This window comes from Streptomyces sp. NPDC051563 (genome assembly GCF_044454225.1).
Taxonomy (GTDB): Bacteria; Actinomycetota; Actinomycetes; order Streptomycetales; family Streptomycetaceae; genus Streptomyces.
Genome location: NZ_JBITDL010000023.1, coordinates 76,860 through 95,828, shown reverse-complemented (window position 1 = coordinate 95,828; position 18,969 = coordinate 76,860). Strand labels below are relative to the sequence as shown.

At 72.8% G+C, this 18,969-nt stretch carries 17 protein-coding genes and 1 pseudogene; 12 read left to right on the top strand and 6 right to left on the bottom strand.

The window, feature by feature from the left end:
* Window positions 1-6 precede the first annotated feature (6 nt).
* The 4 genes from ybeY to ACIA8F_RS26375 all read left to right on the top strand — a co-directional run bounded on the left by ybeY (window position 7) and on the right by ACIA8F_RS26375 (window position 2,765).
* On the top strand, window positions 7-504 hold the full coding sequence (gene ybeY, locus ACIA8F_RS26390) for an rRNA maturation RNase YbeY (protein ID WP_399382368.1): 498 nt from the start codon (window positions 7-9) through the stop codon (window positions 502-504).
* The gene (locus ACIA8F_RS26385; RefSeq protein WP_399382366.1) at window positions 501-1,808 is read left to right on the top strand and encodes a hemolysin family protein; all 1,308 of its coding nucleotides are present in this window, start codon (window positions 501-503) and stop codon (window positions 1,806-1,808) included. The genes ybeY and ACIA8F_RS26385 overlap by 4 nt, the downstream gene beginning before the upstream one ends.
* Window positions 1,805-2,167, top strand: coding sequence for an MmcQ/YjbR family DNA-binding protein (locus ACIA8F_RS26380; protein WP_399382364.1), 363 nt, complete (start codon window positions 1,805-1,807; stop codon window positions 2,165-2,167). The genes ACIA8F_RS26385 and ACIA8F_RS26380 overlap by 4 nt, the downstream gene beginning before the upstream one ends.
* Window positions 2,168-2,408: 241 nt before the next feature.
* Complete coding sequence (locus ACIA8F_RS26375; protein WP_399382363.1) at window positions 2,409-2,765, top strand: cytidine deaminase; 357 nt, start codon at window positions 2,409-2,411, stop codon at window positions 2,763-2,765.
* Here the strand turns inward: ACIA8F_RS26375 and ACIA8F_RS26370 are convergent.
* Both ACIA8F_RS26370 and ACIA8F_RS26365 read right to left on the bottom strand, forming a co-directional pair.
* Window positions 2,762-3,337: an ankyrin repeat domain-containing protein gene (locus tag ACIA8F_RS26370; RefSeq protein ID WP_399382361.1), complete on the bottom strand. Its 576-nt coding sequence runs from the start codon at window positions 3,335-3,337 to the stop codon at window positions 2,762-2,764. The two genes, ACIA8F_RS26375 and ACIA8F_RS26370, sit on opposite strands and share 4 nt — an antisense overlap.
* A 32-nt stretch (window positions 3,338-3,369) precedes the next feature.
* Entirely contained in the window at window positions 3,370-4,716 is a 1,347-nt protein-coding gene (locus tag ACIA8F_RS26365) for an MFS transporter (protein WP_399382359.1), read from the bottom strand.
* 71 nt (window positions 4,717-4,787) lie between these two features.
* On the opposite strand from ACIA8F_RS26365, the gene ACIA8F_RS26360 reads away from it, so the two are divergent.
* From ACIA8F_RS26360 to era, 4 genes and pseudogenes are all read left to right on the top strand, one after another.
* Window positions 4,788-5,888 (top strand): GlxA family transcriptional regulator, encoded by a 1,101-nt coding sequence (locus ACIA8F_RS26360; RefSeq protein WP_399382357.1) that lies wholly within the window; start codon window positions 4,788-4,790, stop codon window positions 5,886-5,888.
* 63 nt (window positions 5,889-5,951) lie between these two features.
* Window positions 5,952-7,415, top strand: a complete 1,464-nt coding sequence (locus ACIA8F_RS26355) for a beta-xylosidase (RefSeq protein WP_399382355.1) — start codon at window positions 5,952-5,954, stop codon at window positions 7,413-7,415.
* 290 nt (window positions 7,416-7,705) lie between these two features.
* A pseudogene (locus ACIA8F_RS26350) lies at window positions 7,706-8,074 on the top strand (WxL protein peptidoglycan domain-containing protein); the annotation flags it as partial.
* Window positions 8,075-8,578: 504 nt separating this feature from the next.
* Entirely contained in the window at window positions 8,579-9,529 is a 951-nt protein-coding gene (gene era / locus ACIA8F_RS26345) for a GTPase Era (protein ID WP_374213701.1), read from the top strand.
* On the opposite strand, the gene ACIA8F_RS26340 is transcribed toward era, so the two are convergent.
* The 4 genes from ACIA8F_RS26340 to ACIA8F_RS26325 form a co-directional block, all read right to left on the bottom strand.
* Window positions 9,526-10,203, bottom strand: a complete 678-nt coding sequence (locus ACIA8F_RS26340; RefSeq protein WP_399382354.1) for a class I SAM-dependent methyltransferase — start codon at window positions 10,201-10,203, stop codon at window positions 9,526-9,528. The two genes, era and ACIA8F_RS26340, sit on opposite strands and share 4 nt — an antisense overlap.
* A gap of 148 nt (window positions 10,204-10,351) precedes the next feature.
* Window positions 10,352-11,173, bottom strand: a complete 822-nt coding sequence (locus tag ACIA8F_RS26335; protein ID WP_399382352.1) for a GNAT family N-acetyltransferase — start codon at window positions 11,171-11,173, stop codon at window positions 10,352-10,354.
* Window positions 11,174-11,214: 41 nt separating this feature from the next.
* Window positions 11,215-11,484 (bottom strand): protealysin inhibitor emfourin, encoded by a 270-nt coding sequence (locus tag ACIA8F_RS26330; RefSeq protein WP_399382351.1) that lies wholly within the window; start codon window positions 11,482-11,484, stop codon window positions 11,215-11,217.
* A gap of 24 nt (window positions 11,485-11,508) precedes the next feature.
* A complete protein-coding gene (locus ACIA8F_RS26325; protein WP_399382349.1) occupies window positions 11,509-12,567 on the bottom strand; it encodes a M4 family metallopeptidase in 1,059 nt (352 codons plus the stop codon).
* Window positions 12,568-12,943: 376 nt separating this feature from the next.
* On the opposite strand from ACIA8F_RS26325, the gene leuA reads away from it, so the two are divergent.
* From leuA to recO, 4 genes are all read left to right on the top strand, one after another.
* The gene (leuA, locus tag ACIA8F_RS26320) at window positions 12,944-14,707 is read left to right on the top strand and encodes a 2-isopropylmalate synthase (protein ID WP_399382347.1); all 1,764 of its coding nucleotides are present in this window, start codon (window positions 12,944-12,946) and stop codon (window positions 14,705-14,707) included.
* 430 nt (window positions 14,708-15,137) lie between these two features.
* Window positions 15,138-15,833, top strand: coding sequence for a TerB family tellurite resistance protein (locus ACIA8F_RS26315; RefSeq protein WP_399382346.1), 696 nt, complete (start codon window positions 15,138-15,140; stop codon window positions 15,831-15,833).
* A 688-nt stretch (window positions 15,834-16,521) separates the two neighbouring features.
* The gene (locus ACIA8F_RS26310; protein ID WP_399382344.1) at window positions 16,522-18,111 is read left to right on the top strand and encodes a solute carrier family 23 protein; all 1,590 of its coding nucleotides are present in this window, start codon (window positions 16,522-16,524) and stop codon (window positions 18,109-18,111) included.
* A 103-nt stretch (window positions 18,112-18,214) separates the two neighbouring features.
* The gene (gene recO, locus ACIA8F_RS26305) at window positions 18,215-18,961 is read left to right on the top strand and encodes a DNA repair protein RecO (RefSeq protein ID WP_250754311.1); all 747 of its coding nucleotides are present in this window, start codon (window positions 18,215-18,217) and stop codon (window positions 18,959-18,961) included.
* Window positions 18,962-18,969: the final 8 nt, after the last annotated feature.

Genomic DNA, 18,969 nt, shown 5'->3' with positions numbered 1-18,969 from the left:
CGCACCATGTCGATCGACGTCAACAACGAGTCCGGAACCGAGGTCGACGAGCGGGCGATCCTCGACATCGCCCGCTACGCACTCGCCCGGATGCGGATCCACCCGCTCTCGGAGCTCTCCGTCATCGTCGTGGACGAGGACGCCATGGAGCAGCTCCACATCCAGTGGATGGACCTGCCCGGACCCACCGACGTCATGTCCTTCCCGATGGACGAGCTGCGTCCGCCGAAGAAGGACGAGGAGGAGCCCCCGCAGGGGCTCCTCGGTGACATCGTGCTCTGCCCCGAGGTCGCCAAGAAGCAGGGCGAGGACGCCCCGACGCGGCACTCCATGGACGAGGAGCTCCAGCTCCTGACGGTCCACGGGGTGCTGCACCTGCTCGGGTACGACCACGAGGAGCCGGACGAGAAGGCCGAGATGTTCGGCCTCCAGGCGGCCATCGTCGACGGCTGGCGCGGCGAGAACGGCGTGACCGGCCCGTCCCCGGCCCCGACCGTCTCATGACCGGTGATCTCCAGCTGATCACGGGCGCCGTCCTGCTCGTCGTGGTGGCCTGGTTCGCCGCGTGCGCCGAGTCCGGGATCGCCCGGATCTCGGCCTTCCGCGCAGAGCAGGCCGTACGGGAGGGCCGGCGCGGCAGCGCGAAGCTGGCCCAGGTCGCCGGCGACCCCACCCGCTACGTCAATGTCGCCCTGCTCGTCCGGGTCACCTGCGAGATGGCGGCGGGCGTGCTCGTCACGTACGTCTGCCTCGACGAGTTCGGGGAGAACTGGACCGCGCTGCTCGTGGCCATCGCCGTGATGGTCCTCGTGTCCTACGTGGCGGTCGGCGTGTCCCCGCGCACCATCGGCCGCCAGCACCCGCTGAACACGGCCACGGCCGCGTCCTACGTCCTCGTACCGCTCGCCCGGATCATGGGGCCGGTCCCGCAGCTGCTGATCCTCCTCGGCAACGCGCTCACGCCCGGCAAGGGCTTCCGCAAGGGGCCCTTCGCCTCCGAGGCGGAACTGCGCGCGATGGTCGACCTGGCGGAGAAGGAATCGCTGATCGAGGACGACGAGCGCCGCATGGTGCACCAGGTCTTCGAGCTGGGCGACACCCTCGTGCGCGAGGTCATGGTGCCGCGCACCGATCTGGTCTGCATCGAGCGGTACAAGACGGTCCGTCAGGCGACCACGCTCGCGCTGCGGTCCGGCTTCTCGCGCATCCCGGTGACCGGGGAGAACGAGGACGACATCGTCGGCATCGTGTACCTGAAGGACCTGGTCCGCAAGACGCACATCAGCCGGGACGCGGAGAGCGACCTGGTCTCCACGGCGATAAGGCCCGCGGTGTTCGTGCCGGACACCAAGAACGCGGGCGACCTGCTGCGCGAGATGCAGTCGGTGCGCAACCACGTGGCGGTCGTCATCGACGAGTACGGCGGCACCGCCGGCATCGTCACCATCGAGGACATCCTCGAAGAGATCGTCGGCGAGATCACCGACGAGTACGACCGGGAGCTCCCGCCGGTCGAGGAGCTGGGCGGGGACCGCTACCGGGTCACCGCCCGCCTGGACATCACCGACCTCGGTGAACTGTTCAAGGTGGACTCCTTCGACGACGAGGACGTGGAGACGGTCGGCGGACTGCTCGCCAAGGCGCTGGGCCGGGTCCCGATCGCCGGTGCCTCGGCGGTGGTGGACCTGCCGGACGGGCGGCCGCTGCGGCTGACGGCGGAGTCCCCGGCGGGACGACGGAACAAGATCGTGACCGTGTTGGTGGAGCCGGTGGCTCCGGCCGAGGAGCAGGACGGGGAGACGGAGTGACGCCGGCGCAGCTGCGCGCCTTCTGCCTGGGGTTCAACGCGGCCGTGGAGGAGTTCCCCTTCACCCCGGAGACCTCGGTGTTCAAGGTGCTGGGGAAGATGTTCGCGCTGAGCGCGCTGGACGGCGACCCGCTGAAGGTCAACCTCAAGTGCGATCCCGAGCAGGCGGTGCGGCTGCGGGCGGAGCACGAGGCGATCGTGCCGGGCTGGCACATGAACAAGCGGCACTGGAACACGGTGACCGCGGGCGGACCGGGGGCGCTGCCCGACGCACTGCTCCGGGAGCTGGTCGAGGACTCGTACGACCTGGTGGTCGCGGGCCTGCCGAAGGCGGAACGGCTGCGGCTCGACCGGCCGTAGGCCGGTGGGGCCGTCCCGGTGCGGCCGTCGCCCCGGGGTTCCGCCGTGTTCCCCCGTGCGGAATCCGGGAGGGGTCCAAGGTCATCGATCATGGGACCTTCGTGGCCGCGCGGCCGCTTACACAGCGCTTAGTTTTGTCCCGGCGCCACCAAGAGCCCGGGGGGACACCGGGGGTGGAGGGGAGAGCGCGTCGGCGGGGTCGTCGTGCGGCCCCGCCGACGCGCTCCATATGCTTCGGCCCATGACCGACAGCACCGGGATCGACCCCGAAGACACCAAGATCATCACGTTGGCGCGCAGCGCCCGGGCCCGCAACGGCGTGCCCGAGGGGGCGGCGGTCCGGGACGAGACCGGCCGTACCTACGTCGCCGGAACCGTGGCCCTGGACTCCCTGAAGCTGAGCGCGCTCCAGACGGCCGTCGCGATGGCCGTGGCCAGCGGCGCCCAGTCCCTCGAAGCGGCGGCCGTGGTCAGCGCGGCGCAGGCCCCCTCCGACGCCGACCGCGCGGCGGTCCGTGACCTCGGCGGCCCGGACACCCCGGTCCTCCTGGCGGGCCCGGACGGCACCCTGAAGTCGCGCACCCCGGCCGGAGCCTAGGCCGGCACACCCGGGCCGCGGCGGTCCGGCCCGGCGGCCCGGGTGCGCAGGAACTCCGCCGTCCCGGTGCGGCCGAAGCGGGCCGCCCAGTCGGCAGGGAGCCTGCCCTTCCAGCGGAGCCGCGGATCCGCTCCGTGCTCCAGCAGGACCCGGGCCGTTTCCGTGTGGCCCTCGGCTCCCGCACGGCCCAGGGCCGTGGCGCGCAGCCCGTTGGCGCGGTCGGGGTCGGCTCCGGCGGCGAGCAGCCGGCGCACGATGCCGGTGTGGCCCCTGGTGGCCGCCTGCACCAGCGGGAGTTCCTCGTCGTACGGGCCGGTGGCCTGCTCGGGGTCCGCGCCCGCCGCGAGCAGCACGCGTACCGCGCCCTCCCGGCCCTCGCGTACGGCCAGGTCCAGTGCCGTGCGCCCGTCGCGGTCCGGCGCGTCCGCGGGGACGCCCCGGCCCAGCAGCCGCGTGAGGGCCGCCTCGTCCCCGGCCTCCACGGCGCGTACCAGCTCGTCCGCCGCGGCCGGCCCGTTCGCCGCGGCCCGTACCTGCTCGTCCGCCGTCGCCGGCCCGCCCGTGTCGTCCACGGGCCCATGCTGGCAGCCGGACCGGGCGGGCGTCAGAGCGCGGCGGGCTCGGCCGTGGTCCGGCGGCGGATGACCATCGCCATCAGGGCGGCCATCGCGCACAGGGCGCCCGAGGCGTACCAGACGGGGTCGTACGAGCCGAAGGCGTCGCGGGCCAGGCCGCCGAGGAAGGCCACCACCGCGGCGCCGATCTGGTGCGAGGCCAGGACCCAGCCGAAGACGATGGCCCCGTCCTCCCCGTAGTGCTCGCGGCACAGGGCGATCGTGGGCGGCACCGTCGCGACCCAGTCCAGGCCGTAGAAGACGATGAAGAACACCATCGGCGGGTGCACGGCCGGGGCCAGCAGCATCGGGAGGAAGAGCAGCGAGATCCCGCGCAGGGCGTAGTAGACGGCGAGGAGGCGGCGCGATTCGAAGCGGTCCGTCAGCCAGCCGGAGAACACCGTGCCGATGACGTCGAACACGCCGATCACGGCGAGGAGTCCGGCCGCCGCCGTCACCGGCATGCCGTGGTCGTGGGCCGACGGCACGAAGTGGGTCTTCACCAGTCCGTTGGTCGAGGCCCCGCAGATCGCGAAGGTGCCCACCAGCAGCCAGAAGGGGCCGGTCCGGGCCGCCTTGGCCAGCACCCCCAGGGCCCGTCGGGCGGCGCCGGGGACGGGTGCGGGCTTGGCCGCGTACGGGCCCCCGTAGGGGGTGGTCCCGATGTCGGCCGGGTGGTCGCGCAGCAGCAGCCAGACGAAGGGCACGACGGCGAGTGCCGCCAGCGAGACGGTGACCGCCGCGGGGCGCCAGCCGTGGTTCTCGACCATCCAGGCCAGCAGCGGCAGGAAGATCAGCTGGCCGGAGGCCCCGGCGGCGGTCAGGATGCCGGTGACCAGGCCGCGCCGGGCGACGAACCAGCGGTTGGTCACCGTCGCGGCGAAGGCCAGGGCCATGGAGCCGCTGCCCAGCCCGACCAGGACGCCCCAGTACAGGATCAGTTGCCAGGAGGTGGTCATCCACACCGTGGCCAGCGAGCCGACGGCTATGACGGTGAGCGCGAGGGCGACGACCCTGCGGATGCCGAAGCGGTCCATCAGGGCGGCGGCGAACGGCGCGGTGATCCCGTACAGCGCGAGGTTGACGGAGACGGCGAGGCCGATCGTGCCCCGCGACCAGTCGAACTCCTCGTGCAACGGCTCGATGAGCAGGCCGGGGAGCGAGGCGAAGGCGGCCGCTCCGATGATCGTCACGAAGGCGACGGCCGCGACGAACCAGGCGCGGTGGACGCGGTGCACGCGGTGCGGTGCCCCGTCCACGGAGTCGGGACCGGCCGCCCGGCCGGAGGCGGGCGTCGGTGCGGGGGAGGGGCCGGGGCCCGGTTCTGTCTGCGTCACGCCGATAGTTTCCGGCCGCCGGGGTCCCGTACGACAGTGGCCTGACCGACATGCTTCGATATGATCGGGCCATGGAGCCTCGCGCGCACCGTGCCCACCGTGTCGTCGTACTCGCCCTCGCCGGGCTGCTGCCCTTCGAGCTCGGGATCCCCCACCGGATCTTCGGGCGGGCGAAGGACCCCGCCGGACGGCCGCTGTACGAGATCCTCACCTGCGGGCTCGCCCCCGGCCGGGTCCCCACGGACGCCGACTTCGACATCCACGTCGAGCACGGTCCCGAGCTGCTGGCCACGGCCGACACCGTGGTCGTCCCCGCCTCTTACGAGCTGGGCCCGGTCCACTCCGAGGGCCGGCTCACCCCCGAACTCGCCGCCGCCCTGGCGCACATCGGGCCCGGCACCCGGCTCGTCTCCATCTGCACGGGCGGGTACGTCCTCGCCGCCGCCGGTTTCCTGGACGGCCGCCGGGTCACCACCCACTGGTCCGCCGCCGCGCACTTCCAGCAGACCTTCCCGGCCGTACGGGTCGACCCGGACGTGCTCTACACCGACGACGGGGACGTGCTCACCTCCGCCGGAGTCGCCGCCGGGATCGACCTGTGCCTGCACATCGTGCGCAGCGACCACGGCGCGGCCGTCGCCAACGACGTGGCCCGGCGCACCGTCGTACCCCCGCACCGCGAGGGCGGGCAGGCGCAGTTCATCGAGCGGCCGGTGCCGCAGCCGCAGCGGTCGGCCACCACCGCGGCCCGCGCCTGGGTCCTGGACCGGCTGCACGAACCGCTGCGGCTGACGGACCTGGCCCGGCAGGAGGCGATGTCCGTACGGACCTTCACGCGCAGGTTCCGCGAGGAATCGGGGCTCAGCCCGGGCGAATGGATCGTCGGGCAGCGGGTGGAGCGGGCCCGGGCGCTGCTCGAGCAGACCGACCTGCCGATGGAACACGTGGCCCGGGAGACGGGCTTCGGGACCGCGCAGTCCCTGCGCAAGCACGTCCAGGCGGCGCTCGGCGTGAGCCCGACGGCCTACCGGCGGACCTTCCGTGCCACCGGGCCGGGGAGCACGCCGGGGATCGCGTGGGACGCCGTACCGGACGCCGTACCGGACGCCGGATCCGGCAGCACCCTGCCATCTCCTGATGGGACATCAGTTGTTGCCGGGTCCGTGCATTGACTTATCCCACCGCCCGCTCGTGAATGGCCCCCTGGCGGGGTACGGGATCCCAGGGGGCGGTCAGTGCGGACATCGGCACGGCACAGAGGATGGTCGGCGGCCGTCGGCATGGCGGTGCTGGCCGCGGCGACCGGGGGCGCGCTGAGCACACCCGCGGCCGCGGAGGGGGAGACGCCGCCCGGGCAGGTCGACTTCCCCACGCACTGCCTGCCTCCGCAGGAAGCCGGACTGCCGCCGGCCGACGGGCCCACCACCGCCCGGGTCACCGTGGACGACACGGCCCCGCGCGTGGGCGACACCGTCACCGTCACCTACCAGGTGGCCCGGACCCCCGCCCTGAACCCGCTCTCCGTCGCCCTGCCCGGCGACGTGCTCACCCCGACTGGGCGGATCGTCCTCGGCGGCGCGCAGCAGGGCGAGGTCACCGTCGTCGGAGCCAAGCGCAACGACCCCGTAGAGGCGGGCGGGGCACTGCCCGCCGTCACCATGACCGGCACCTTCACCGTCACCGCTCCCGGCGAGATCACCCTGGCCCCGGGCGGCTACACCCTGCACACCGGGCACCTGCTCGAACTCGACACCGTGTGCGCGGTCGCCCAGGGCGCGGCGCCGGGACCGGATCCGACCCCGAAGCCCTCCGTATCGGCGTCGGCGTCGGCGTCCGCTCCGGCGCCTGCGGTGCCGTCCCCGTCCCCTTCCCCGGCTCCGCCCTCTCCGCTGCCGCTCCCCGGGGGAGCGCCGGTGGCGCAGCGGATCACCGCGAGCCCGCTCCCGACGGCCAACCTGCGCGTCGTCGCGCTTGGCACGGCCGCGGGCGGGCCCGGCGCCAAGGTCCAGGTCACCGGGGCCGGCTTCCTCCCCGGCGCCGAAGTCACCGTGGCCGGCCGGGCGGGCACGGCACAGACCGCCGACCGGGTCACCGCGCGGGCGGACGAGCTCGGCGTGGTCCTCGCGGAGCTGCCGGTCACGGACCGGGCGACCACCGCCGTCGTGGCGTACGAGGGCTCCGCCTGGACCCCGCAGCGGGGCTCCGGGCCGGCCGCGTACACCGTGATCACCGCCGCCCCGCTGCCGCCGGGCAGCCAGACGGTGACGGCCGTCGTGCAGCCGGGCGAGCTCGGCATGACCCAGGAGGGCGACGCCGTGACCCTGGCCGCGGTCCCGTACAGGGACGGCGGCGCGGCGGCCGGCCGGATCGGCACCGTCACCGTGAAGGACGCCCGCGGCGGGCCGGCCGGGTGGTCCCTGATCGGGAAGGTCACCGATTTCACCGGCTCCGGCGGGCTGCGCATCCCGGGCGCCTCCCTGAACTGGACCCCGACGTGCACGGCCGCGCCCGGCAGCCCCAGCGCGTGCCTCCCGGGCAGCGCGGGCACCGTAGGGCAGGACGGTGCGGTGCTGGCCTCCACCGCGGACGCCGCCCTCGTCGGGGGCACCTTCACCGTCGACGCGGGCGTCACCCTGCAGGTGCCCCCGTACACCCCGCCGGGCGCGTACACGGCGGTGCTGACCCTGACGCTGTCGTGACCCGGCCGGGCCGGTCCCCTGTCCCGCTGCGCGGTGCGGGGTCCCCTACCCGCCCTTCGCCCGTTCCCCGGGGCTGCGCCCCGGACCCGTTGCCGGGGGCCCGCCCCCGGACCCCTGCTCCTCAAAAGCCGGAGGGGCTGGAAGATCCGGCCTCGCCAGCGTTCGAGGCGCGGGGTCCGGGGCGGAGCCCCGGGGAACGGGCGAAGCGCGGGGCCGGGAGAGGGACCCCCCGGGCACGGCCGCGCCGCCGGGCCGGATCGGCGGTCGGCGCCGTGCTCCTCGGGCTCGGCATGCTCCTGCTCGGGGGAGCCGGGACGGCGCGGGCCGCCGACAACGGGCAGTGGTCCGTGCTGCCCGCCGCCAACAGGCTCGGGCAGCGCCCGTACTTCTACCTCGCCGCGGCCCCCGGCCAGGCCGTCACCGACTCCGTCACCCTCGCCAACCGCACCGACCGGCCCCGCACCTTCCGCCTCTACGCCGCCGACGCCTACAACACCGCCCGCGACGGCGGCTTCGCCCTGCGCGGGCCCGAGGAGCCGCGCACCGCCACCGGCGCCTGGACGGTGCTGGCGCGGGATCGGATCACCGTCCCGGCGAAGACGGCGGTCGATGTCGGCTTCACCCTCACCGTCCCCGACCGGGCCGAACCGGGGGACCATCCCGGAGCCGTCGTCGCCCTGGAGGACCGGCCGGGCGACACCGCGGTCCAGGGGCTCGGGGTCCAGCAGGCCGTGGCGGCCCGGGTCTACCTCCGGGTCACCGGTCCCACCGCGCCCGCCCTGGCCGTCGAGGAGCTCCGCACCGCCCGCCGCGGCCCGGCCGGCGCGGAGGTCTCGTACACGCTCCACAACCTCGGCAACGTCACCCTGCGCCCCCGCGCCACCCTGACCGCCTCCGGGGCCCTCGGCCGCGGACTGGTCTCCCGCCCCCTCACCGGACTGCCCGCCGAGCTGCTGCCCGGCCAGCGGGTCCGGCTCACCGCGCGCTGGGCCGACCCGCCCGCCCTGGAATGGGCGGAGGTCGCGGTCGTGGCGCGGGCCGACGGCACGACCGCCCGGGCCGTCACCGGACACGCCGCGCACCCCGCCCTGAACGGCCTGCTCGGGGCCGCTCTGGCCCTCGTGGCGGCGGCCTGGTCGGCGCTGGGAGCCGCATCGGGGAGAATGGCCCGTATGAGCGATCGTTCCCCCGAGACCACCAGCCCGCACCGTGCGGGCTTCGCATGCTTCGTCGGCCGTCCCAACGCGGGGAAGTCGACCCTGACCAACGCGCTCGTGGGTACCAAGGTCGCGATCACCTCCAACCGGCCGCAGACCACCCGCCACACGGTCCGCGGCATCGTGCACCGCCCCGACGCCCAGCTCGTCCTCGTGGACACGCCCGGCCTCCACAAGCCGCGCACGCTGCTCGGCGAGCGGCTGAACGACGTGGTGCGCGCGACCTGGTCCGAGGTCGACGTGATCGGCTTCTGCCTGCCCGCCGACCAGAAGCTCGGCCCCGGTGACAAGTTCATCGTCAAGGAGCTCGCGGGGATCAAGAAGACCCCCAAGATCGCCATCATCACCAAGACCGACCTCGTCGAGTCCAAGGTGGTGGGCGAGCAGCTCATCGCCGTCCACCAGCTCGCCGAGGAGCTCGGCTTCGAGTGGGCCGAGATCGTGCCCGTCTCGGCGGTCGGGGACACCCAGGTCCAGCTGCTGGCCGACCTGATCGCGCCGATGCTGCCGAAGAGCCCGCCGCTGTACCCGGAGGGCGACCTCACCGACGAGCCCGAGATGGTGATGGTCGCGGAGCTGATCCGCGAGGCCGCGCTGGAAGGCGTACGGGACGAGCTCCCGCACTCCATCGCCGTGGTCGTCGAGGAGATGATCCCCCGGGAGAACCGCCCGGCGGACCGTCCGCTGCTCGACATCCACGCCAACCTCTACATCGAGCGGCCGAGCCAGAAGGGCATCATCATCGGCCCGAAGGGCGCCCGCCTGAAGGAGGTCGGCATGAAGTCGCGCAAGCACATCGAGGCGCTGCTCGGCACCCCGGTCTTCCTCGACCTGCACGTGAAGGTCGCCAAGGACTGGCAGCGCGACCCCAAGCAGCTGCGCAAGCTGGGCTTCTAGGCGCCCCGGCGGAGCCGCCGCACCTTCACCGCGTTGTCCGTACGGGTCCCGGGCCGGCCGTCAGGCTGGTCCTGGGCCCGTACGTGTTCCTCCGCCAGCAGCACCTCCCAGGCGCCGGCCTCCAGCTCCAGCTGGGCGACGACCTCGTCCGGGGTCGGGAAGTCCACCTCCGGGCGGTCCTCCTGCCAGGACGCCCAGCCCGCGTGGCCGACGACGAGCAGGACCCCGCCGGGGGCCACGGCCGCGCCGGCCCGGCGCAGCACCCGCTCGCGCGGGAAGTCCCCGTAGGTGTGCAGGAAGCACGCGGAGACCAGGTCGTACTCCCCGGCCGGGAAGGACTCCGCGAGGTCGTGCCGCTCCCACGCGGTGCGGTCCGCGACCCCGGCGTCGGCGGCGTGCGCCGCGGCCCGTTCCAGGGCCACCCCGGAGATGTCCGTCCCGGTGACGTGCCAGCCCTGCCGCGCGAGCCACACGGCGTCCCCGCCCTCTCCGCACCCCAGGTCCAGGGCCCGCCCCGGAGCGAGGGCGGCGGCCTCCCGGGCCAGCACGGCGTTGGCGTTCCCGCTCCAGATCCGGTCGCTCTCGCGGTAGCGGGAGTCCCAGAACTCCTCGCCGGCGAAGCCGGCCTCGGGGGAGTGGGGGGTGTGGGGGGTGTGGTCGTTCGCGTGCGCCATGGCGGACTCTTTCCGGTCGGTACGGGGCGCGGGGACCGGGTCCCCGCACCTGCGATGCTCCGCCCGGACCCGTAGACCGGCCAAGCGCCCTTGCCGTTCCCGCAAAAAAACGGGCCGAGAATTGCGCGGGCCGCCCCGGCCCCGCGGATCACAGCGGGCGGTCGGCGATCAGCGCGGTGCCCACGGACCGAAAGCCGAGGCGGGCGTAGAGGCGGGCCACGTCCTCGTCGCCCGCCGAGAGGAAGACCGTGCGGGCTCCGCGGGCCAGGGCGTCGGCGACCAGGGCCGCCGTCACCGCGAGGGCCAGGCCCTGGCGGCGGGCCGAGGGGAGGGTGCCGACACCGACGACCTCGGCGACGTCCGCGACCGGGACGTACTGGCCGGAGCACAGGACCACCCCGTCGCGCACGGCCGCCGCCAGGGCGGTACGGCCCGACTCGATCATCCCCGCCACCCGGATCCGGCGGCCCTCCGAGGCCGGGTCCCGTTCCGCCGCCGCGAGCTCCGCCGGGCCCGCCTCGCCGACCGCGGTGCCCGGAGCGGCGAAGGCCAGCATCGGCACCGTCACCGCCGGGCGCAGCAGCGGGTCGGCCGCGCTGAGCACCCGTACGTCGGGATGCGCGGGGAGCCGTACCGCCGCGGGGTCGAGCACCATCAGCGGATGCGCGTGCACGCTCAGCCCGGCGGCCTCGGCGGCGGCGCGCAGGGAGGGGGTGGTCTCGGCCACCCACTCGAAGGCCTCGGGGACCCGGAGCTCCCGCTGCCGCGCCAGCACCCGCTCCACGTCGGCCACCGTGACGCCACCGGCCGGGGCGGCGCCGAGCGCGGGCCGCGCGTAGTAGGGCCAGCCGTCGCCCTCCTGGACGAACAGGGTCAGCGGGCCGAAGTCCTCGGCCCGCGCTCCGCCCGCCCGGGGCGCTGCGTCGTAGTAGCGCTCCAGCTCGGGCAGGCGGTCGGGAGTCGTGATCATCGGGCCATCCAAGCAAGCGGGCCGCGATCAGGCACCTTCTTTCAGGCGCCTTCCTTCAGAACCCGGGAGATCAGCGAGCGCTGCGCGTCCGACAGGTCGGGGTCCTGGCAGAGCACCGTCCGCCCGTCCACCGTGATCCGGTACGAGAAACCGTCCCGGATCCGGCTCGCCGCGTCTCCCGGCGGGCCGGGCCGCAGGGCCAGCTGCGCCAGCGCCTGCCACTCGGCCTCGTCGGGCAGGCCCGAGGTGTCCACCTCGCCCCGGCGCTCGATCCCCGCGAAGCCGCCCGTCCGCACCACCTGAATCCGCATGACCGCCCTCCTACCCGGCGCCCCCTAGCCCAAGCCGACCGCCGACCACGCCTTCTGGAGCGCCTGGTGTTCGGCGCCCCCGTCGCCGTACCGGGTGACGGCCGCCGCGGTCGTCAGGGCGGCGAACCGGGCGAAGTCCGCCTTCGGGCCCAGCTCCCCGCCGGTCAGGGCGTCGTACCAGATCCGTCCGGCCCGCTCCCAGGCCTTGCCGCCGAGCTCGGTGGCGACGAGGTAGAAGGCGTGGTTGGGGATGCCGGAATTGATGTGCACGCCGCCGTTGTCGCGGGAGGTGCGCACGTAGTCGTCCATGGTCGCGGGCTGCGGGTCCTTGCCGAGCTCGTCGTCCTCGTACGCCGTGCCGGGCGCCTTCATCGACCGCAGGGCGAAGCCGCTGTCCACGGAGGGGCCGAGGAGCCCGGCGCCGATCAGCCAGTCGGCGTCCTCGGCGTTCTGGTCCAGGGAGTACTGCTTGATGAGGGAGCCGAAGACGTCGGACATGGACTCGTTGAGCGCGCCGGACTGGCCGTAGTACTCCAGGTCGGCGGTGTGCTGGGTGACCCCGTGGGTCAGCTCGTGCCCGATGACGTCCACGGACACGGTGAAGTCGAGGAACAGGTCCCCGTCGCCGTCCCCGAACACCATCTGGCTGCCGTCCCAGAAGGCGTTGTTGTACAGCCGGTCGTAGTGGACGCTGGCGTTCAGCGGCAGGCCGGCGTCGTCGATGGAATGGCGGCCGAAGCCCTTGAGGAAGAGCTCGAAGGTGGCCCCGAGCCCGGCGTAGGCACGGTTGACGCTGGCGTCCCGGCCGGCGTCCTCGCCCTCGCCGCGCACCTTCTGCCCGGGCAGCCGGGTCTGGTGCTGGGCGTCGTAGATGGTCCGCGCGGGAGTCTCGGACGGTGTTTCCGTGGCGGGCGGGAGCACCGCCATCAGCCGCCGGACCCGGTTCAGGGCGTCGAGTTCGAGGGTCCGCCGCGCGGCGGCGGCCCGGGCCGGGTCGTCGGACCGGGCGATCTCGTCCAGGAGGTGCGGCGGCACCACGGTGCAGAAGACGGGGTGACGGCGTGGCGTGGGGAAGGCATCCATGCCCGGCAATGTGGCAGCGCGTGACGGCCGTGTCACTAGCGGCGACCATGATTCATTCGGTCGTCTGAAACCGCGAGCGGCGCATTGACGGATCAACCGGACATCGCGCCGGGTGGCCAACAGGTAAAGCGACCTAGCTCACAAAGGGTGCAAAACGGACCTGCGGGTCTTGCATACTGAAACAGGTCCCGCATTACGGGGCGGCTCGGTTAGGCTCGGCCCATCATGCGTTTCGGGCTGCTCCTCCTTAGCTGCCGCGGCGAGGGCCTGTAGTCGTAGGCCGACCCCCTCCCCGCGGAGTTTGGTGTTGCGGTTTTGCGACCGTCCGTCGGCCGTCCCAGCGAACTACACGCGGACACGCGAGGAGCCCTACGTCATGAGCCAGCACACTTTTGTCGGTCGCCCCACGCCCATCACGAACGCGACCCACACCCAGAAGCCCTCCGGGATGCCCATCCACAAGTACGGCTCGTACGAGCAGGTGGACATCCCCGACCGCACCTGGCCCGAGGCGCGCGTCACCAAGGCGCCCCGCTGGCTGTCCACGGACCTGCGCGACGGCAACCAGTCGCTGATCGACCCGATGACCCCCGCCCGCAAGCGCGAGATGTTCGACCTGCTGGTGCGCATGGGCTACAAGGAGATCGAGGTCGGCTTCCCGTCCTCCGGTGAGACCGACTTCAACTTCGTGCGCTCCATCATCGAAGAGGGCGCGATCCCGGACGACGTCACCATCTCCGTACTGACCCAGGCCCGCGAGGACCTGATCGAGCGGACCGTGGAGTCCCTGGTCGGCGCCAGGCGCGCCACCGTGCACCTGTACAACGCGACCGCGCCGACCTTCCGCCGGGTCGTCTTCCGCGGCTCCAAGGAGCAGATCAAGCAGATCGCCGTCGACGGCACCCGCCTGGTCATGGAGTACGCCGACAAGCTGCTGGGCCCCGAGACCGTCTTCGGCTACCAGTACAGCCCGGAGATCTTCACCGACACCGAGCTGGACTTCGCCCTGGAGGTCTGCGAGGCCGTCTGCGACGTGTGGCAGCCGTCCGAGGGCCGCGAGATCATCCTGAACCTGCCCGCCACCGTGGAGCGCTCGACGCCCTCCACCCACGCGGACCGCTTCGAGTGGATGGCCCGCAACCTGACCCGCCGCGCGCACATCTGCATCTCCGTGCACCCGCACAACGACCGCGGCACCGCCGTGGCGGCCGCCGAGCTGGCCCTGATGGCCGGCGCCGACCGCATCGAGGGCTGCCTGTTCGGGCAGGGCGAGCGCACCGGCAACGTCGACCTGATCACGCTGGGCATGAACCTGTTCTCCCAGGGCATCGACCCGCAGATCGACTTCTCGCAGATCGACGAGATCCGTCGCACCAGCGAGTACTGCAACCAGATGGAAGTCCACCCGCGCCACCCCTACGCGGGCGACCTCGTCTACACCGCCTTCTCCGGCTCCCACCAGGACGCCATCAAGAAGGGCTTCGACGCCATGGAGGCCGACGCGGCCGCCCAGGGCAAGACCGTCGACGACATCGAGTGGGCGGTTCCGTACCTGCCCATCGACCCGAAGGACGTCGGCCGCTCCTACGAGGCGGTCATCCGGGTCAACTCGCAGTCCGGCAAGGGCGGCATCGCCTACGTCCTGAAGAACGACCACAAGCTGGACCTGCCGCGCCGCATGCAGATCGAGTTCTCGCGGATCATCCAGGCGAAGACCGACTCCGAGGGTGGAGAGGTCACTCCGAAGGCGATCTGGGACGTCTTCCAGGACGAGTACCTGCCCAACCCGGAGAACCCGTGGGGACGCATCCAGCTGCGCTCCGGCCAGACCACCACCGACAAGGACGGCACCGACACGCTGACCGTCGAGGCGGTCGTGGACGGCGCGGAGACCGTGCTGGACGGCACCGGCAACGGTCCGATCTCGGCCTTCTTCGACGCCCTGGCCGGCATCGGCATCGACGCCCGGCTGCTGGACTACACCGAGCACACGATGAGCGAGGGCGCCTCCGCGGTCGCCGCCTCGTACATCGAGTGCGCGATCGACGGCCGCGTCCTGTGGGGCATCGGCATCGACGCGAACACCACCCGCGCCTCCCTGAAGGCGGTCATCTCCGCAGTCAACCGCGCGGGCCGCTGACCCGTACACGAGCGAACCCCGTTCCTCCCCTTCCGGGAGGGGCGGGGTTCCGCCGTTTCCGGGGCCGGACCGGGGGTCGTTCTCAGGGCCGTCGCGGAGGGCGTCAGCGCGAGCACCCGCTCCGTACGGATGGTCCCGGGGGCCACCGCGTTGACGCGGATCCCGGGCGGCCCGGCCGGGCCCGCTCGCGGCGCGGCCACCGGACAGGAGTTCTCGTTCATGCGGCCGGGCGCAGGGCGGGCCCGGGGGCGGCCGCGGCGACGGGCGTGCAGGTGGGGCCGGGTGCGGGACCGGAATCGGGCAGGGGCGCAGATCGGCCAAGTACGGCGGCCGGGCGATGTTGTCTTGTCACACGACTGACGCATCCTCACCGATGTGGCTAACATCACGCCAACCCGGCGATGTTGCCGGAAGGTTACGGAGGTGCGACGTGCTGCCAGTTCGGGGTGGGGACGGCCGGAAGCTGACGGTCTGGGGTATCCGCACCACCTGGAGCACCGTGGGGGACGGGGAGTTCTTCTGCCCCGACTGCGGTGGCGACCGCAACTACCGCCGGCGCACGGGACGCCGCCGCTTCACCGTCCTCGGTGTGCCGCTGCTGCCCCGCGGGCAGGCGGGCCCCGTCGTCGAGTGCCAGGGCTGCCGCGAACGCTTCGGCACCGAGGTCCTGGACCACCTCACCACCACCCGCTTCTCCGCGCTGCTGCGCGACGCCGTGCACACCGTGACCCTGGCCGTGCTGGCGGCCGGCGGGACGGCCTCGCGCAGTGCGCTGGAGGCCGCCGTGGGCACCGTACGGTCCGCAGGGTTCCAGGACTGCACCGAGGAGCAGCTGGAGTCCCTCGTCGAGGGGCTGGCCGCCGAGGAAGGGCGGCTCGGGCTCTACGACGGGCCCGACTGCTTCGGCGCCGCGCTCTCGATCGAGCTGCACGAGGCGCTGGAACCGCTGGCCCCGCACCTGGCCGGACCGGGCCGCGAATCGATCCTGCTGCAGGGCGCGCGCGTCGCCCTCGCGGACGGCCCGTACATCCCCGCGGAGCGCGAGGTACTGGCCACCGTGGGCGCGGCGCTGCGCATCGACGCGGACGAGGTCGCCCGGCTGCTGTCGGCGGTCCGGGCGCCGTAGCGCCACCCCGCCGCGACCGCCCACCGCAACCGCCCGCCTCCGATCGCCCGCCCCGCCGTCACCGGCCGGGGGCGGGCGATCGGTGCGTCCGGGCATCCGCACAGGTGATCGTTTCGGCCGCGCTGGCCGTTTCCCACGGGCCCGAGGGCTCCGAGGCGACACAAAGCGGCACATTCCGAGGTAACGATCGAGCCTCGCACCCCCGTATTCGCGCCCCTCGTGCGCCGGGTGAACTGCGGAACCGTTCGATCCGTACGGGGGGTTCCCAGCATGTGGACGGCCGGAATTGGGCCTTCTGGTTTGCGCGACCGAACGCCTTGCGGGTCTTAACCCGCACGTCATCCTGTGGGTGCTTCGCGTTCGCGCAGGGGGAATTCGCGCTTCCATGAGCTCTGGCCATAGCCGACCCCGAGAGCCCCCGCCACTGGAGAAACCTCCAGATCGAGTGCGCCAGCAAGTCAACACTTTGTAGAAGTCGACGATATCTGTGAGCGGCCCCACAGGCGTTCAATTCCGGTCACACGACGAGACGCCGGCGGTAACACTGCGGGGCTTCGATTCACGTGGAACGCACTGACTGACAACCCTGCCGGATCAACGGGTTAACGACCCACTTCGGACAGGGACAACCAGCTTCCCAGCTTCCAGCTTCCTCTCGTTTACCTACCTCTTGAAGGGCAAGGCAGAGATGGCACGTGTCGCCGCACCGCTTTCCGCCACCGGAAAGCAGAGCACGCACCCGGTCGACGAGGTGCTCCCCCTCCCCAAGCTCGCGCTGTACGGCTTCCAGCACGTACTCGCGTTCTACGCCGGTGCGGTGATCGTTCCGATCATCGTCGGCAGTGCACTCAAGCTGAGCCCCGAAGAGCTTGTCTACCTGATCAACGCGGACCTCTTCACCTGCGGCATCGCCTCGATCCTCCAGGCCTGGGGCATCGGCAGGGTCGGAGCCCGGCTGCCGATCATCCAGGGCGTCACCTTCACGGCGGTCTCCCCGATGATCGCCATCGGTCTCGGTGCGGGCGGCGGCACCGCCGCGCTCCTGGTCATCTACGGCGCGGTCATCACGGCCGGCATAGCCACCTTCGCCTTCGCCTGGCTGCCCGCCAAGGCCTTCCGCGCGGTGATGCGGCTCTTCCCGCCGGTGGTCACCGGCACGGTCATCACCATCCTCGGCATCGTGCTGCTGCCGGTGGCGCTCAAGGACACCGTCGGCGGCGCCCCGCTCGTCGGTGACGGCGGAGACCCGGGCCAGCTGGCCTACGCGGCCGGAACCATGCTCTTCGTCCTGCTGGTGATGCGCCTCGGCGGCAAGTTCCTGGCCAGCATCGCGGTGCTGCTGGGCCTGGTCGGCGGCACGCTCATCGCCTTCGTCCTCGGCGACGCCAAGTTCGACGCGGTCAGCGCCTCCAACTGGGTCGGCGTCACCACGCCCTTCCACTTCGGCGCCCCGAAGTTCGAGTGGTTCCCGATCTTCCTGATGCTCATCGTCATGCTGATCACCATGGTCGAGACCACCGGTGACACCTACGCCGTCGGTGAGATCGTCGGCAAGGACATCGACAGCGAGACCGTGGCGCGCGCCCTGCGTGCCGACGGCGCCGCCACCGCGCTCGGCGGTCTGCTCAACTCCTTCCCCTACGTGGCCTTCGCCGAGAACGTCGGCCTGGTCCGGGTCACCAAGGTCAAGAGCCGCTTCGTGGTCGTGGCCGCCGGCGTCATCATGATCATCCTCGGACTGCTGCCGAAGGCCGCCGCGATCGTCGCCGCGATCCCGCCCGGCGTCCTCGGCGGCGCCGCCACCGTGATGTTCGGCATGGTCGCCCTCGCCGGCATCCAGACCCTCGGCAAGGTGGACCTGAAGGAGGAGAAGAACGCCCTCATCGTCGGCGTCTCCATCGCCTTCGCCCTCTTCCCGGCCACCGTCCCGGCCTTCTTCGAGAAGCACATGAGCGCGGACCTCTCCTCGCTCCTCAACAGCGGTGTGACGCTCGGTGCCACGGCCGCGATCGTCCTGAACCTGATCTTCAACGGTCTGGGCAAGGGCAACGGCCACGAAGCCCCGCAGGTCGCCGGGCCGGTCACCGTGCCCGCCGCGGGCGCCGAGACCCCGGCTGGCGCCGAGACCACGGCGGTCACCGTGCCCCCGGCGGGCGCCGAGACCCCGGCGGGCGCCGAGACCCCGGCGGGCGCCGAGACCCCGGCGAACGCCGGGCCCGCGGCAGCCGTCCCGGCCCAGTCGGGCGAGGGCGAGCACGCCCCCGCGCCGACCGCCTGATCCTCCCAAGGGGTGTCCCCCGCCGGGCCCCGTGCCCGGCGGGGGACGCTGCCGTTTCTCCCGGAGCGGCCGTCCTGTCGGTCCGGTACGGGACAATGGGCCCATGAGTCTGTTCCGCGACGACGGCATCGTGCTGCGCACCCAGAAGCTGGGTGAGGCGGACCGCATCATCACGCTCCTGACCCGGGGCCACGGCCGGGTCCGGGCCGTCGCCCGCGGCGTGCGCCGCACCAAGTCCAAGTTCGGCGCCGGGCTGGAACCTTTCTCCCACGCCGACGTGCAGTTCTTCTCGCGCAGCGGCGAACTGATCGGCCGCAGCCTGCCGCTCTGCACGCAGACCCAGATCATCGCCCCGTACGGCAACGGCATCGTCACCGACTACGCCCGCTACACCGCCGGCACCGCGATGCTGGAGACCGCCGAGCGGTTCACCGACCACGAGGGCGAGCCCGCCGTACAGCAGTACCTGCTGCTCGTCGGCGCCCTGCGCACCCTCTCGCGCGGGGAACACGCGCCGAACCTCATCCTCGACGCCTTCCTCCTGCGCTCCCTCGCCGTCAACGGCTACGCGCCCAGCTTCGACGACTGCGCGAAGTGCGGACTGCACGGCCCCAACCGGCACTTCTCCGTCGCCGCGGGCGGGGTCATATGCGGTGACTGCCGCGTCCCCGGCAGCGTCGTACCCTCGTCGGAGGCCATCGCCCTGCTCAGCGCGCTGCTGACGGGCGACTGGGGACATGCCGACGCGTGCGAGGCCCGTCACGTGCGGGAGGGCAGCGGGCTGGTCTCGGCCTACTTGCACTGGCATCTGGAGCGCGGGCTACGCTCCCTTCGGTACGTCGAGAAATAGGAGCTGGG

Bases quoted from the DNA above. Each gene is read 5' to 3' on its own strand.
- ACIA8F_RS26330 (WP_399382351.1), bottom strand. From the start codon at position 11,484: ATGCGGATTCAGGTGGTGCGGACGGGCGGCTTCGCGGGGATCGAGCGC.
- ACIA8F_RS26375 (WP_399382363.1), top strand. From the start codon at position 2,409: ATGACCGACAGCACCGGGATCGACCCCGAAGACACCAAGATCATCACG.
- ACIA8F_RS26325 (WP_399382349.1), bottom strand. From the start codon at position 12,567: ATGGATGCCTTCCCCACGCCACGCCGTCACCCCGTCTTCTGCACCGTG.
- ACIA8F_RS26310 (WP_399382344.1), top strand. From the start codon at position 16,522: ATGGCACGTGTCGCCGCACCGCTTTCCGCCACCGGAAAGCAGAGCACG.
- ybeY (WP_399382368.1), top strand. From the start codon at position 7: ATGTCGATCGACGTCAACAACGAGTCCGGAACCGAGGTCGACGAGCGG.
- ACIA8F_RS26340 (WP_399382354.1), bottom strand. From the start codon at position 10,203: ATGGCGCACGCGAACGACCACACCCCCCACACCCCCCACTCCCCCGAG.
- ACIA8F_RS26385 (WP_399382366.1), top strand. From the start codon at position 501: ATGACCGGTGATCTCCAGCTGATCACGGGCGCCGTCCTGCTCGTCGTG.
- ACIA8F_RS26360 (WP_399382357.1), top strand. From the start codon at position 4,788: ATGGAGCCTCGCGCGCACCGTGCCCACCGTGTCGTCGTACTCGCCCTC.
- era (WP_374213701.1), top strand. From the start codon at position 8,579: ATGGCCCGTATGAGCGATCGTTCCCCCGAGACCACCAGCCCGCACCGT.
- ACIA8F_RS26335 (WP_399382352.1), bottom strand. From the start codon at position 11,173: ATGATCACGACTCCCGACCGCCTGCCCGAGCTGGAGCGCTACTACGAC.
- recO (WP_250754311.1), top strand. From the start codon at position 18,215: ATGAGTCTGTTCCGCGACGACGGCATCGTGCTGCGCACCCAGAAGCTG.
- leuA (WP_399382347.1), top strand. From the start codon at position 12,944: ATGAGCCAGCACACTTTTGTCGGTCGCCCCACGCCCATCACGAACGCG.